The following is a 13,128-nucleotide window of genomic DNA, read 5'->3' as shown; positions in this document are numbered from 1 at the left end:
GACATTTGAAGTAAGGGGGAGGTCTTGCCTCCCTTTTGCTTAGGAGGGGGTAGCTGAAATGGCTTCCATCAGAAAGCTAGAGAAACATCAGGCGCGGACGGCTTATCTCTTTATTACACCCACGATATTGTTGTTTACAGTATTCACGGTGATCCCCGTGGTAATGGCGTTGTATTTAAGCTTTACCAATTACGATGTACTTAGTAGAAATGATTGGATCGGTTTTGATAACTATCGCCGTTTGATAGAAGATAGTTTGTTATGGAAAACATTCCGAAATGTATTTTTTTATTCTATCATTTTCGTTCCGCTAAATATCCTGATTTCGCTGCTCCTCGCGATTCTACTTAGTCGAAGCTGGCGTGGGGTGAAGCTGTTCCGCACTCTGAATTATCTGCCGACTCTTACATCCGCCGTTGCTGCTGCTACCGTTTGGATCTGGCTTTTGCATCCTGAATTTGGTTTGGTTAACGGATTGTTGTCCTATGTTGGGATTACAGGTCCAGCTTGGTTATCCGAGACCCGAACGGCGATGTTGTCCATTATTATGCTTACCCTCTGGCAGTCGGTAGGTTCTAATATGATTATCTACTTGGCAGGTCTGCAAGGTGTGCCTGACTATTTGTATGAATCCGCAAGGCTGGACGGTGCCAATAAACTGGATTGTTTCCGGTATATTACTTGGCCGCAACTACGTCCTACGACCTTTCTAGTCAGCACGATGGCAATCATTGGTGCGTTACAGTTGTTCGACCAAGCTTTTGTGCTGACGCAGGGTGGTCCGGCGAATATGACGAAGACTCCGGTTTATCTGATCTATCAACAGGGCTTTAATCAATTGCAAATGGGGTATGCGTCTGCACAAGCTTTTGTGCTTGCTGTGGCGATTCTCATATTCTCACTTATAAACATGCGGATCACAAAGGCGGAGGAGTCCATTGTATAAGCCGGGCTTGTCATGCAGAAAGGGGATAGAGGTATGGATACTAGTGGAAGTTCGTTATTAAAAAGACGCTTAAGTAAATCTATATATTATATAGTGTGCATTGTTATTGCAATCGTAATGTTTCTACCTTTCTATTGGAGTGTACTTACATCCCTGAAGCCGGACGAAGAAATATTCGCCATGCCCATTCGGTGGTTTCCTTCACATTTGACCTTAGAGCATTATCGTAAGGCGTTTACAACGGTTCCATTTGCCCTCTTTTTCTGGAATTCACTTGTGCTTGCTGTAGCGGGTGTACTTGCGAATCTGTTTTTTGGTTCGATCAGTGGCTACGCATTCGCAAAGTTGAATTTTAAGCTCAATAAGCCAATATTCCGCGTGCTGCTAGCGGCGATGATGATACCGGGCATAGTGACGATGATCCCTACAGTTTATGTCATGCGTCATATTCCATTTTTCGGAGGTAACGATATTTTTGGCAGCGGGGGGAACGGGTTGATGAACTCCTTCTGGGGGATTATTCTTCCGGGAGCTTCAGGAACTTTTGCTGTGTTCTTTATGCGGCAATTCTTTCTTACCCTACCTAGTGACATGATGGAAATGGCCCGGATCGAAGGCTGTGGAGAGTTTAAGATATTTTGGCGTATTTATTTGCCGCTGACCAAACCAGCGCTGGCGACTTTAAGCATCTTTACTTTTCAAGCGGGCTGGAACAGCTTCCTATGGCCCATGATTGTACTGAATGACCCGGATAAAGCAACGATCCAGATGGGACTTCAAGCGTTCTCCTATAATTTCCAAACGGATTACGGTCCAATGATGGCTGGTGCGCTTGTTGCGATCTTGCCGATATTGGTGCTCTTTCTGGCACTTCAGCGTTATTTTGTGCAGGGGATTGCATTCAGTGGCATTAAAGGTTAATTCAATAAAAATCGAATCAGGGAGAGAGTTTAAATGAACCAATTGGAGATCGGGATTTGGGAGGAACGGGCGAATCAAGCACAAGCCGCGCTGGATTCATTATTCTGGAATGACGCGATCAAAATGTACAATATAGAAACACCTTGTCCAAACGGAGAATGTAATACCATTTTTCATTATTGGTGGATGGCTCATGCTGTGGATGTATTGGTAGATGGATTACAGCGAACTAGAGAGGAATGGTATGCCGAACGGCTTTCCGCGCTTCATGAAGGTCTTTTGCGACGAAATGGGGGAGTGTGGCCCAACGAGTTGTATGATGATATGGAATGGATGGCTCTCGCGTGGCTCCGTGCCTATCAAGCAACAGGAGAGGAAGTTTATAAAGATACAGCCCTTCTTTTATGGGAAGACATTCAGACAGGCTGGAACGAGTATATGGGTGGTGGGATCGCTTGGCAGAAGTCACAGTTGGATTATAAAAATACACCTGCCAATGCACCAGCAGCTATACTGGCGGCTCGTTTGTATCAAGCCTTCGGTGAAGCTGAGAATCTAGAATGGGCGCTAAAAATTTATAGATGGCAAAAAGAGCAACTGGTAGACCCGACGACGGGTTTTGTATGGGATGGCATGAATCGCACGGGCAATGGCCAGATCGATAAGGATTGGAGATACTCCTATAACCAAGGTATCTATATAGGCGCAGCTGTAGAACTCTATCGTATCACTAAGGACCCATCCTATTTGGAGGATGCTCGATTAACTTTTTCCGCTGCTGCTCATGAGCTTGCTGAGGCTAAGGGCGGTGTACTTCCAGACGAAGGAAATGGAGATGCTGGATTGTTCAAAGGAATCCTGATTCGGTATACGGCAGAATGGGTCAAAGCTGATGCCGCAGCTGTTGAAGCTGTCGATTTTCTGCTTAGGAATGCTGAATCTCTCTGGGAGCAAGGAAAGTCAGAGGACGCAGCTTTGTTTGGCACAGATTGGACTTTGTCATCTACTGGTGTAATTCAGCTCAGCTCCCAACTTAGTGCAATGAAGTTATTGGAGAAGATGGCTGAATTAACTAAGGATCAGATTTGAGGTGAACTTTTAATGACACAAGCAAAAGAAGCCCTAGAAGCGCTTAACTGGCAGGGAAGGTCGGAGTGGCTCCAACAATGTCTAGAACGTAATTATTATAATGCGGAGACAGGCATCATGAATCAATGGTATCCCAGAGAGTATAACGTTGCAGGTGAGAATTTTTATTACTGGTGGCAGGCTCATGTCATTGATATTCTAGTGGATGGCTACGAGCGTAGCGGAGATCCTGCATATTCACTGAGAATCAAGGAATTGAGTGAACATCTCAAAGCTTATAACGGTGGGACTTTCAGGCATAATTACTATGATGATATGGAATGGACGGCATTGGCGCTGCTACGAGCTTATAGGGCAACTGGATATGAAGCCTACTTAGACGCTGTGCTAGATCTATGGGAGGATATAAAATCAGCTTGGAATGAACATTTTGGAGGCGGTTTGGCCTGGAAGAAGGATCAGCTCGATTATAAAAACACACCTGCCAATGCACCAGCCGTCATTCTAGCAGCTAGGTTATATGAACTTTTTCAAAAGCAGGAGGATCTGGAGTGGGCACTCCGTATCTATGAATGGAACAAAACATATTTAGTGGATCCTGCGACTGGTTTTGTGTGGGATGGAATGAACAGACTTGGGGATGGCCAGATTGATTTCGATTGGGAATTTACTTATTGTCAGGGAGTGTTTCTAGGTGCGGGCTTAGAGCTGTATAAGAATACGGGGGATGTCCATTACTTAGAAGATGCGAATCGAACTGCTAATACATGTATTGATCGTCTATGCGATCCGATGAATATGATGCTGCCTGATGAAGGCATCGATGATACTGGATTATTCAAAGGGATTCTGATTCGTTATCTGGTTCAACTTTGTGGAGAGGTTCCTGAGGCTAACAGGATTCGTGAGGTAATCATGGCCAATGCTCAGCAGTTATGGGAAAAAGGTCTGGATAAACAGCTGGGTCTTTGTAGTCCATCGTGGGAATTGAAACCGGAGCTTCCGGTTCAACTGAGCATTCAACTCAGTGGCTTGATGTTGCTGGAAGGGGCCGCTGTACTCATGGAGAAGTAACTTAAAGGCGTATAAAGAAGCTTCTCTATTTAAATGGTGCATTGATCTTCCGTTTAAAAAAGAGAGGCTTCTTTTTTGTTATTTTAAATTAATCGTTTATCTGTTAGAAAATCCTATGTTTCCAACCATTCAATTTAGCGACAGCTTCAATATAATAGTAGTCTCCATAGATTAGCGATACATCGATAAAGGAAGTGCCGCTGCCCGTTCCATGTAATAAAATCGCTTCATGCTCTGGCAGCTCCCAAGTCGCGTAATTTTCGGTCAGTGAGCGGAGAATTCGCTCCGCTGCATTAGCGTAGAGGCTTTTTTCCACTACAGGTACGATCGCTGCAAGCTCTAACAAACCTGAAGCGGCGATAGATGCCGCAGAGCTATCTTTGAACATCCGTTCGTCATCCGCTAGACGGAAATCCCAATAAGGAACTTGATCCTCAGGTAAAGCCGAGATGAAATAATGGGCAATCCGCTTAGCGGTGTTCAAGAACCATTCATCTCCACTGTGGCGATAGGTATTGATCAAGCCGTATAGCCCCCAAGCCGTTCCACGGCTCCATGAGGATTCAGCTGAATAACCTTGACCGCCAAAATTCTCAATATATGCCCCGGTCTCCGCATCGAAAGATAGAATATGTTTGGTTGATCCATCCTCGCGAATGCCATATGGCATCGTCGTCTCTGCATGGCTAATAGCAATATGCTTATACCGTGGATCACCAGAGACTTTGCTCGCCCAGAACAGTAGAGAGATATTCAACATGCAGTCGATAATTGCCCAGCCATATTTATCTTCATTCCATGCGCGGATGAATTTGCCTACAGGATTATAGCGGGCAGCGAGGAAATTCGCCGCTTCAATCCCCCTACGCAGGGCATCTTCGTCACCCGTAATCGTATGTTTGATAACAGCCGTCGGAAGGAATTGAAATCCTACATCGTGATGCATCTCAACCGTTGGTTTGATAAACCATTCCTCCAAGGTTCCGTCCCAATGCCAAGCGGCTTCCTTGTATAAGTCTTTTCCAGTCATATCATGCATGATCCAGAGGCCTGTGGTCCACCAATCTGAACCAATATCATCAAATTTTTCATCTTTCCCTGCAAAATGTGGGCATTTGTCACCAATCTGCTCTACCATCTGTTCTACTTTTGTGTCGAGTCTGCACATAAGCTCTTGCCAATAGGATGATGTCATAATTACTGCCTCCAGTGTGGTGGTTAAGATATTATGAGTATAGCTTTCCTAGTGGCTGAAAAGTTTTGTTTTGATACAATGAAATGTTTGAATATTGTCATGGTGTAGGGTTGGAGGATGGTGAAAATGTTGGCGTTAATTATTCTTTCTATATTTTAATGGCGTTGTTCCGAGGACTTTTTTGAACAAGTGATTGAAATAGGAGGCGTTCGGGAAACCGACAATGATTCCGATTTGCTCCACAGGCAGGTCTGTCGTTCCTAACAAGCGGCAAGCTTGTTTGATTCTCCGGGCTGTTAAATAATCCACGAGCCGTCCGCCGGTCTCTTGATGAAAGATTCTAGAGATATAGGATATGGACAAATGAATTTCCTCAGCCAGCTGATCCAGATTAACCTCCTCATGATAATGCTCTTCGATAAAGCTGATTATTTTTTCAGAATTGCGCAAGGTCCGCCGTTCTACTGATTGGAATATCTGCTGATCTCCAGTTTTGATACTGCTCAATAATTGAAGGATTAACATCGAAATGTCTTCGGTATTTTCGCTTGGATTGCTTTTTTTATTGAGATCATATTGCTCCAGAGTCCACTCCACAATCTCAACACGATCTTCAAGATCAATGGCGCAATGCGTGTTTTCACCTCGCCAAAGTGTTGTGAATAAAGCTTTTCTTTTCGAAAAGCCCACTAGCAGGTTCTCCGCAACATGTGGATCAATATAGAAGATGGATCTTTCAAAAGGACAAGCGGGAGAGACCTCAGAATAGATCCGGTGCAGCTGATAGGGCTGGAAAAAGAATAACATCCCCCTGCGGATATCGTACATCTGCTGATTGACAACAACATTTCCCTGACCGCCATGCACGAACATGATTTCACAGCATTGATGCCAGTGATAATAACCTTTGTAATAGTCGTCTGTATATATTTTGTAATCCCAAACTAAGGGCTTATGTTCTACAAAAACAACGGGTTCGAATAGCTGCTTCATAGGCCCTCCAAGATGACAAAATACAAACATTTTTTTATTCCATTATAACTTTAAGGGTTATGAAAGCGATACAATAAAATGAATTGAGTAATTCTATCGGGAGACAGGTCGCCATGTTAGATTACATAAACAGAAGGCCAGAATCCAGAATTCAAAATCTTAAAGCTGAACTCGACTTAAAAACTGCAAAAGTGCAGTTTTTATCAGTTAATTAGGTGTTGGTTAAGGATATTGCTGCAAATATACAGGAATATGACTCTAAATTAACCTTGGTTATCTATAAAATTAGTGAAAAACTGTATTTATGCAGGAAAACTCCTCCGTGGATGAATAAAGGACTTAAAAGATGTAAAATTGCAGGATTTCTACAAGCGGTTCATCGCGTTGGGCTGGAGTTCATACTTTACTACATATTTGCCTTCTGGTCCGGTTACAGGTGAGAGCACCCCTTTGGTGCAGAGGGAATGCAGCATTCGAACGGCTGATCGATGATTGATATTTAAATGAATCTCTACATCAATTGGGCGTAATGGGCGAGCAAGCGTATAGGCAAGTCGGATGATTTCCCGTTCCGCCACACTCTCCAGACTAACTGGAGAAGATTCTGACTGATATCGGCTAAGCAGCATTCGTAACAGTGTCATGCAAATCTCGGGACGACTAGCGACGTCGTCGTATGCAAATGAAATAACTTGAAATCCCATTACAGATAAGAAGGTTTCTCTGTTCAATTCATTACAGTATTTATTTCTATCCATATCTCGAACATGTGGACCAAACCCTTTGATTTCGATGACTAGCTTCACATACCGAGTGATGTATGCAAAGTCACAGAAATAGGATTGACCCCGCCAATCGAGCACTTCGAATTCTGGATGTAGATCGTCAAAATTCAATCGAAGAGACCACCAAACGTTGCGGCAAAATAGCTTCTCCGCTTCCCGATGTCCACGTTCCAAGCGACCTTTGCGTTCCCCTGATCTTTTTTGTAAATGGTATTGAATAAAATGAAGCATGCGCCGTTTCGAAGTTCATCTTTAATCATTCCCCCTTAATCAACAAAAGAACGTCCCGATCCATTCAAAAAGGAATGAATCGGGACGTTCTTCGTCTCGTACATTTAATTATAGTTAAGATTCTATTAGTTGACCAGACGAAAAGGACTTTAAAAACTTCATAAATCAGTAGCTTGATTTCCGCATTCTTTTGTTGATTACTAAGAAGGGGATTTGAGTGGCTTTAATATGAAAATGATGATGGAATGTACAACTTTTAATTAATATGTAATACAATTAAATTGTACACAAATTAAATTAAGAGGAGTTAATCAAATGATCATAGCAGGTAATATCATGGTCGGTCTCGTTGCGTTAATACATATTTATATTGTCTATCTGGAAATGTTCGCTTGGTCAAAGCCCAAAGGGCTTCGAGTTTTTGGAATGACGCAGGAAGTTGCGGATGCTTCTAAAACTCTAGCAGCGAATCAAGGGTTGTATAATGGATTTTTAGCTGCTGGTTTAATTTGGGGACTGGTTCATCCGAATGTGAATTTCGGCCACCAAGTTGTAATCTTTTTCCTCTGCACTGTTATAGTGGCGGCGATTTATGGTGCACTGACGGTGAAAAAATCTATTTTGTTTATGCAAGGCCTTCCAGCTTTCATCGCTTTAATACTAGTAGTTTCGACTTATTTTCCTGTGACTTAAGCAGAAGCGGCAACTAACTGTTTGCGAGCAATACCCTTAAAAAAAGTTAATCCAAATTAAAAAAAAGGGCTGTTTCCCAGCAGGTAATATCCTGTCAGGGAAACAGCCCTTTTTATGTCTTACGTCTTCACGAGGGGACGAGCTACTTATTGAATAGAGGCAGCATAAATCGCTTCGACAGATTTGGAGAGGAGCGCGTTAAACTCTTCGTCTGACTGCCCGGAACTTAATCCTTGCGATAAAGCACGTGAGAAGCTGGCGATTAATCCTTGATTATGGGCGAGCTTATCGTTGGCCTCAGCTTGAGTGTAACCGCCGGACAAAGCGACAATTCTTAAAACGTGAGGATCGTCCATTAACTCGCGGTAGAAGTTATTCTCCGTGGGTATGGAGAGCTTAAGCATGACCTTTAGTTCTTGGCCCAGCTTAGACAATTGAGCTGAAAGTTCTTCTTTTAACAGCTTTTCCGACGCTGTTTTATCAGCAGAATGGATATCAACCTCAGGCTCGATAATCGGAACCAGTCCCGCTTCTAAAATTTGCTTGCCGACTTCAAACTGCTGTTCAACTACTTTTTTGATGCCGGAAGGATTGGCTTCTTTAATCACCGAGCGCATTTTCGTTCCAAAGATATTCCGTTCGTTGGCCCGCTTCAGAAGATCACTTAAGCCGGGAATTGGCTTCATGAGCTGTACCCCGTTTTCTGGCTCAGCAAGTCCTTTATCGATTTTCAGAAATGGGACAATGCCTTTTTCCTCCCACAGATAATCAGCAGTATATTTTCCGTCGATGAGACGGTCCATTGTGTTCTCAAATAAGATTGCACCCAGTATATTCTTCGAATCAAATGCAGGGCTTTTGATAATGCGCGTTCGCATCTCGTGAACCATTGCATACATTTGATCTTCATTGGAGTAGCTGTCCTCTTTAATGCCATATTGCAGCAGCGCTTTAGGTGTACTTCCACCACTTTGGTCCAAGGCAGCTATAAATCCCTGTCCCGTCCGAATTCGATCCCATTGCTTCATATTCATGAAAAAATCTCCTTCCTTTCGTAAACTGAATGGAAATTCATGCGTTCTTTAATTATAACACTTAAAATACTGGCCTTAAACAAGAGGCAGGGTGAACAAGGAGGTAACCGTCCTACATGAAGTGGTAGCAAGCAAAGAATTAAGGACTTCTGAGTCCGATTCAACCAAGGAGATCAGCGCGAGTTGACGTAAAGGACTGCATTGCAGCTATTTGTTTAGTTGGCGCATTTTTGAGAGAAATCGGACTGTATAGCTCTTATCATCTCTCCGAAGCGTACTCTGATAATCTTCCTCGAAGATGACCTTTTTTATGCTTAAAAATCTAAGTTGAGATTAAAAGCAAGATCGATTTGTAATATTTTATGGACGTAGTCCATTTCAAAATGATCAATTACTTGAAGTTAGTTTGAAGATACGAGCGAGCACGAGTAAAGGTGGCGACTGGAAATTTTATTCTTGTTACAAAGTGGCTGTTGTGATGATTTTCTAATCGGAGGGTGTGGATGGGATTTGGCTAAAGCCGTACTGGGATTGAGATTTTTCTTTAATCAACGTGAATATCCGAGTAATTTAATGCGAATGATCCAATACTATTTTCTTTGTGACATTAATCATAATTACCAATTCATAGCTTTGTGAAAATAATAACTTTTCGTAAATGTCGAAATGAGGTTGACGTATGAAAATATCAGTCGTATGATTGATTCTACTGAGTATGTTAGTAATTAAAAGTAAGTATATAAATAATGTATAACAACAGGAGGAATGAAAGTGGAATCATCAACATTTGTGCTATTCGGCGCTACAGGAGATTTGGCAAAACGTAAAATCTATCCTGCACTATATAACCTCTTTTTAGATGGTCAAATTTCAGGTCCTCTTTCTGTGATTGGATTAGGAAGAAGAGAAGTTTCGAACGAAGCCTTCCGTAAGCAAGTACTGCAATCCTTACAGACTTTTTCTAGACAACCAGCCGTTGACTCACCGCAATTGCAGGTGTTCTTGGAGGCTTTTGAATATAGCGTACTAGACGTAGGGAATACCGAAGATTACTCCAAGCTGCTAGAGCATGTTAAACGTCGCGAGCAGTTGTTCAATATTCCGGAGAATCGGATGTTCTATTTGTCTGTGGGTCCTGAGTTCTTCAAGGAAATCGCAGCTAATATTCACTCAAGCGGTCTGGGTTCCACGAAAGGCTGGAAGCGTCTGATTATTGAGAAGCCTTTTGGCACAGATTTGAAATCTGCAAGAGAGCTGAATGATAGCTTGAATGCCGTATTTACTGAAGAAGAAATCTTCCGGATTGACCACTTCCTAGGTAAACCGATGGTGCAGAATTTGGAAGTTCTGAAGTATTCTAATCCAGTGCTAAGAGCGCTGTGGAAAAATAGATATATCGCGAATGTTCAAATTACGGCGAGTGAGACTGTCGGCGTTGAAGAGCGGGCAGGCTATTATGATAAAGCTGGCGCACTTCGTGATATGTTCCAGAACCATATGCTGCAGTTGATGATGATGATGGCAATGCAGCTTCCCAAAGGCAGTACACCTGAAGAAATCCGTGGGAAGAAAATATACGTCATGGAGCATCTTATTCCAATTAGCAAAGATGAGGTTAATAAACATGTTGTCCGTGGACAATATACAGAAGGTGAAATCAAAGGGAACCCTGTTGCAGGTTATTTGAATGAGCCAGGCATTAACCAATCCTCGCAAAATGAGACGTTTATCGCAGCGCGTTTATTTATAGATGATCCGCTCTGGAATGATGTACCTTTCTATGTTCGTACAGGTAAGAGAATGAAGGAGAAATCCACACGTATTGTTATTGAGTTTAAAGAACCGTTTAATGATAGTAATAACTTGAATAAAGGAAATGATGTACCGAATTTACTGATTATCGAGATTGGACCGAATGAAGCCATAACGCTACAACTTAACACGAAAGATCAGCTGCAAAAAGGAAAGCTTGAGCCTGTCCGCGCTACTTATGAAGCGGGTACTTCAGATGTTCCGGAAGCCTACGAGAATCTAATCTTCGATGCACTTCGTGGAGATGCTACCTTCTTCGCTCACTGGAGAGAAGTAGAACTGTCTTGGCAGTGGGTTACACCTATTCAGGAAGCGATGGAAGAGGGGCTTATGCCACTTCACACATATGCTTCAGGTTCATATGGTCCAGATGCGGCTATGGAGCTATTGGGTGAAGATCGCTGGTGGTTCGATGAGGCAGATCAGGAGACAGAAGTTCTCTCTGCTCAGGCAGAAGTTGCAGCAACGAAAGAATCTATACGGCCAGGGGCGTAAGCCCCTGCCTGTTTTTTTTACCAATTTTGGAGAAATTACATCATAAGAATCTATATATCGGAGGGGAATTACATGAAAGTAGGATTAGTTGGATTAGGAAAAATGGGCTTCAATTTGGGCCAGAATTTGCTGGATCATGGACATGAGGTTGTTGCATTTGATTTGAATGCACCTGCTGTAGAGGAAATGAAAGCTAAAGGTGCCAGTGGAGCAGTAACGCTCCCTGAGTTGGTACAACAATTGGAAACGCCTAGAATCATTTGGATTATGGTTCCACATCAGGTTGTGGACTCTGTCATTGCTGAGATCACACCTTTGTTATCAAAAGGAGATATCGTTATTGAAGCGGGCAATTCACATTATAAGGAATCCATTCGCCGATATGAGCAATTGAAGGAACATGGAATCAGCTTCATGGACGCAGGTACGTCCGGAGGGATGGAAGGAGCGCGTAACGGCGCTTGTTACATGGTTGGTGGAGATCCTGAAGCTTGGGAGGTTGTGGAGCCCATCTTCCGTGATACGGCTGTGGAAAGCGGCTTTTTATATGCCGGCAAAGCTGGTAGTGGCCATTTTCTAAAAATGGTTCATAACGGTATCGAATACGGCATGATGGCTGCCATCGGTGAAGGCTTTGAGGTGCTGGAAAAGAGTGAGTTTGATTATAACTTTGAGGAAGTCGCCCGGGTGTGGAATCATGGTTCTGTCATCCGTTCTTGGCTGATGGAACTGGTTGAACGTGCGTTCTCGAAAGATGCTAAATTGGATGAGATCAAAGGGATTATGCACTCCTCCGGAGAAGGCAGATGGACGCTCGAAACCGCATTTGATCTGCAAGCTGCAACTCCAGTGATCGCGATGGCGTTATTAATGCGCTACCGTTCACTTGAGACAGATACCTTCACTGGTAAAGTGGTGGCTGCACTTCGGAATGAATTTGGTGGACATGCCGTTGAAACGAAGTAATTAATGTTAATCATTAGCCCGAATTTCCTCGCAATTCATTCTGCGGTGAGATTTGGGCTTTTGTTTTGCAAAAATTAATAAATGGAGAGAATAGATCGAGTACGACTTTAACCTTTTTAACATATTTTAGAGTTAGATGGGGAAATTACGATAAGGGGGAGTTGACATGCAAAGTGGAATTCGAGAAAGACTTCATTTTCTGTATAAATTTCTGCATGCGCCCCGACAATTAGGAAGCGTTACTCCCAGTTCGCGCTGGCTGGCAAAAACGATGCTCGACATCATTCCGTGGCAACAAATGCATAATATAGCTGAGCTGGGTGCAGGTACTGGAGCCATCACAAGATTTATTCCAAGCGGGGAAGAGACCGGGATGAATGTGCTCCTGTTTGAGAAGGATCCTGATTTTCGTCATCAACTAAGACTTAAATTCCCTGACCGTATTTTTTTTAACGATTGCCTGCGGCTACGGCTTGCGCTTCATAATAGAAGGTTGGAGAAGTTAGATTGCATTGTGAGCAGTTTGTCTTTTAGGAATTTCTCAGCCTCAGATCGGATGCTTTACATTGAGCAAATCATATCTTCTTTAAAAGAGGGCGGCTGGTTCATCACTTTTGAATATTTTCCTCAAATGAAGAAGGAATTAATGCAGTATTTTGATATTGTGAGTGTTAAATGGGTGCTGTTAAATTTCCCGCCAGCGCTTGTTTATATTTGTCGGAAGAAGGCTTCTACACAAGTAAAGCAATCAGATCATATTCATTCTTCCATAGATGTAAAATCAATTTCTAGGGTTTCTACGGAAAGATGAGGATGAATAATACAACAAATGCCGTCACCCATAGCTCACTGGGGAACGGCATTTTTTAAATTAGGCTCAGTATGTTATTACCT

Annotated in this window: 12 protein-coding genes; 8 read left to right on the top strand and 4 right to left on the bottom strand. The window is 42.8% G+C overall.

Translation table 11 applies throughout. The annotated features are described in order from the left end of the window. Positions 1-58: 58 nt before the first annotated feature. From NYE25_RS07665 to NYE25_RS07650, 4 genes are read left to right on the top strand one after another with little or no spacing between them, the layout of a single operon-like run. Complete coding sequence (locus NYE25_RS07665; protein ID WP_076298808.1) at positions 59-946, top strand: carbohydrate ABC transporter permease; 888 nt, start codon at positions 59-61, stop codon at positions 944-946. A gap of 33 nt (positions 947-979) precedes the next feature. Beyond that, on the top strand, positions 980-1,867 hold the full coding sequence (locus NYE25_RS07660; RefSeq protein WP_340970470.1) for a carbohydrate ABC transporter permease: 888 nt from the start codon (positions 980-982) through the stop codon (positions 1,865-1,867). Positions 1,868-1,900: 33 nt separating this feature from the next. Further along, complete coding sequence (locus NYE25_RS07655) at positions 1,901-2,956, top strand: glycoside hydrolase family 76 protein (RefSeq protein WP_341055453.1); 1,056 nt, start codon at positions 1,901-1,903, stop codon at positions 2,954-2,956. A 12-nt stretch (positions 2,957-2,968) separates the two neighbouring features. After that, the gene (locus NYE25_RS07650) at positions 2,969-4,030 is read left to right on the top strand and encodes a glycoside hydrolase family 76 protein (protein ID WP_341145593.1); all 1,062 of its coding nucleotides are present in this window, start codon (positions 2,969-2,971) and stop codon (positions 4,028-4,030) included. A 103-nt stretch (positions 4,031-4,133) separates the two neighbouring features. On the opposite strand, the gene NYE25_RS07645 is transcribed toward NYE25_RS07650, so the two are convergent. The 3 genes from NYE25_RS07645 to NYE25_RS07635 form a co-directional block, all read right to left on the bottom strand. After that, positions 4,134-5,225 carry a glycoside hydrolase family 88 protein gene (locus tag NYE25_RS07645; RefSeq protein ID WP_341145592.1) on the bottom strand — a complete coding sequence of 364 codons (1,092 nt, stop codon included), beginning with the start codon at positions 5,223-5,225 and terminating at the stop codon, positions 4,134-4,136. A 135-nt stretch (positions 5,226-5,360) separates the two neighbouring features. Then, complete coding sequence (locus tag NYE25_RS07640; RefSeq protein WP_341145591.1) at positions 5,361-6,218, bottom strand: AraC family transcriptional regulator; 858 nt, start codon at positions 6,216-6,218, stop codon at positions 5,361-5,363. A 365-nt stretch (positions 6,219-6,583) separates the two neighbouring features. Then, positions 6,584-7,177 carry a DUF559 domain-containing protein gene (locus NYE25_RS07635; protein WP_341145590.1) on the bottom strand — a complete coding sequence of 198 codons (594 nt, stop codon included), beginning with the start codon at positions 7,175-7,177 and terminating at the stop codon, positions 6,584-6,586. Positions 7,178-7,549: 372 nt separating this feature from the next. Between NYE25_RS07635 and NYE25_RS07630 the strand changes: the two genes are divergently transcribed. Continuing rightward, a complete protein-coding gene (locus tag NYE25_RS07630) occupies positions 7,550-7,927 on the top strand; it encodes a DUF1304 domain-containing protein (protein ID WP_042188986.1) in 378 nt (125 codons plus the stop codon). A 146-nt stretch (positions 7,928-8,073) separates the two neighbouring features. Here NYE25_RS07630 and NYE25_RS07625 read toward each other — a convergent pair whose 3' ends face one another. Further along, positions 8,074-8,961 carry a fructose bisphosphate aldolase gene (locus tag NYE25_RS07625; RefSeq protein WP_341145589.1) on the bottom strand — a complete coding sequence of 296 codons (888 nt, stop codon included), beginning with the start codon at positions 8,959-8,961 and terminating at the stop codon, positions 8,074-8,076. A gap of 771 nt (positions 8,962-9,732) precedes the next feature. Here NYE25_RS07625 and zwf point away from each other — a divergent pair. The 3 genes from zwf to NYE25_RS07610 all read left to right on the top strand — a co-directional run bounded on the left by zwf (position 9,733) and on the right by NYE25_RS07610 (position 13,045). Then, positions 9,733-11,268 carry a glucose-6-phosphate dehydrogenase gene (zwf, locus tag NYE25_RS07620; protein WP_341145588.1) on the top strand — a complete coding sequence of 512 codons (1,536 nt, stop codon included), beginning with the start codon at positions 9,733-9,735 and terminating at the stop codon, positions 11,266-11,268. A 72-nt stretch (positions 11,269-11,340) separates the two neighbouring features. Beyond that, positions 11,341-12,234 carry a phosphogluconate dehydrogenase (NAD(+)-dependent, decarboxylating) gene (gene gnd, locus NYE25_RS07615; RefSeq protein WP_042188983.1) on the top strand — a complete coding sequence of 298 codons (894 nt, stop codon included), beginning with the start codon at positions 11,341-11,343 and terminating at the stop codon, positions 12,232-12,234. Positions 12,235-12,400: 166 nt separating this feature from the next. Then, a complete protein-coding gene (locus tag NYE25_RS07610) occupies positions 12,401-13,045 on the top strand; it encodes a class I SAM-dependent methyltransferase (RefSeq protein ID WP_341145587.1) in 645 nt (214 codons plus the stop codon). Positions 13,046-13,128: the final 83 nt, after the last annotated feature.

Source organism: Paenibacillus sp. FSL E2-8871, assembly GCF_038000345.1.
Classification (GTDB): domain Bacteria; phylum Bacillota; class Bacilli; order Paenibacillales; family Paenibacillaceae; genus Paenibacillus_AQ.
Note: the sequence above shows the minus strand (reverse complement) of the source record. Positions and strands in the feature narration are given on the sequence as shown.

Coding starts and splice junctions, on each gene's coding strand:
- NYE25_RS07665 (WP_076298808.1), top strand. CDS start 59: ATGGCTTCCATCAGAAAGCTAGAGAAACATCAGGCGCGGACGGCTTAT.
- NYE25_RS07660 (WP_340970470.1), top strand. CDS start 980: ATGGATACTAGTGGAAGTTCGTTATTAAAAAGACGCTTAAGTAAATCT.
- NYE25_RS07655 (WP_341055453.1), top strand. CDS start 1,901: ATGAACCAATTGGAGATCGGGATTTGGGAGGAACGGGCGAATCAAGCA.
- NYE25_RS07650 (WP_341145593.1), top strand. CDS start 2,969: ATGACACAAGCAAAAGAAGCCCTAGAAGCGCTTAACTGGCAGGGAAGG.
- NYE25_RS07645 (WP_341145592.1), bottom strand. CDS start 5,225: ATGACATCATCCTATTGGCAAGAGCTTATGTGCAGACTCGACACAAAA.
- NYE25_RS07640 (WP_341145591.1), bottom strand. CDS start 6,218: ATGAAGCAGCTATTCGAACCCGTTGTTTTTGTAGAACATAAGCCCTTA.
- NYE25_RS07630 (WP_042188986.1), top strand. CDS start 7,550: ATGATCATAGCAGGTAATATCATGGTCGGTCTCGTTGCGTTAATACAT.
- NYE25_RS07625 (WP_341145589.1), bottom strand. CDS start 8,961: ATGAATATGAAGCAATGGGATCGAATTCGGACGGGACAGGGATTTATA.
- gnd (WP_042188983.1), top strand. CDS start 11,341: ATGAAAGTAGGATTAGTTGGATTAGGAAAAATGGGCTTCAATTTGGGC.
- NYE25_RS07610 (WP_341145587.1), top strand. CDS start 12,401: ATGCAAAGTGGAATTCGAGAAAGACTTCATTTTCTGTATAAATTTCTG.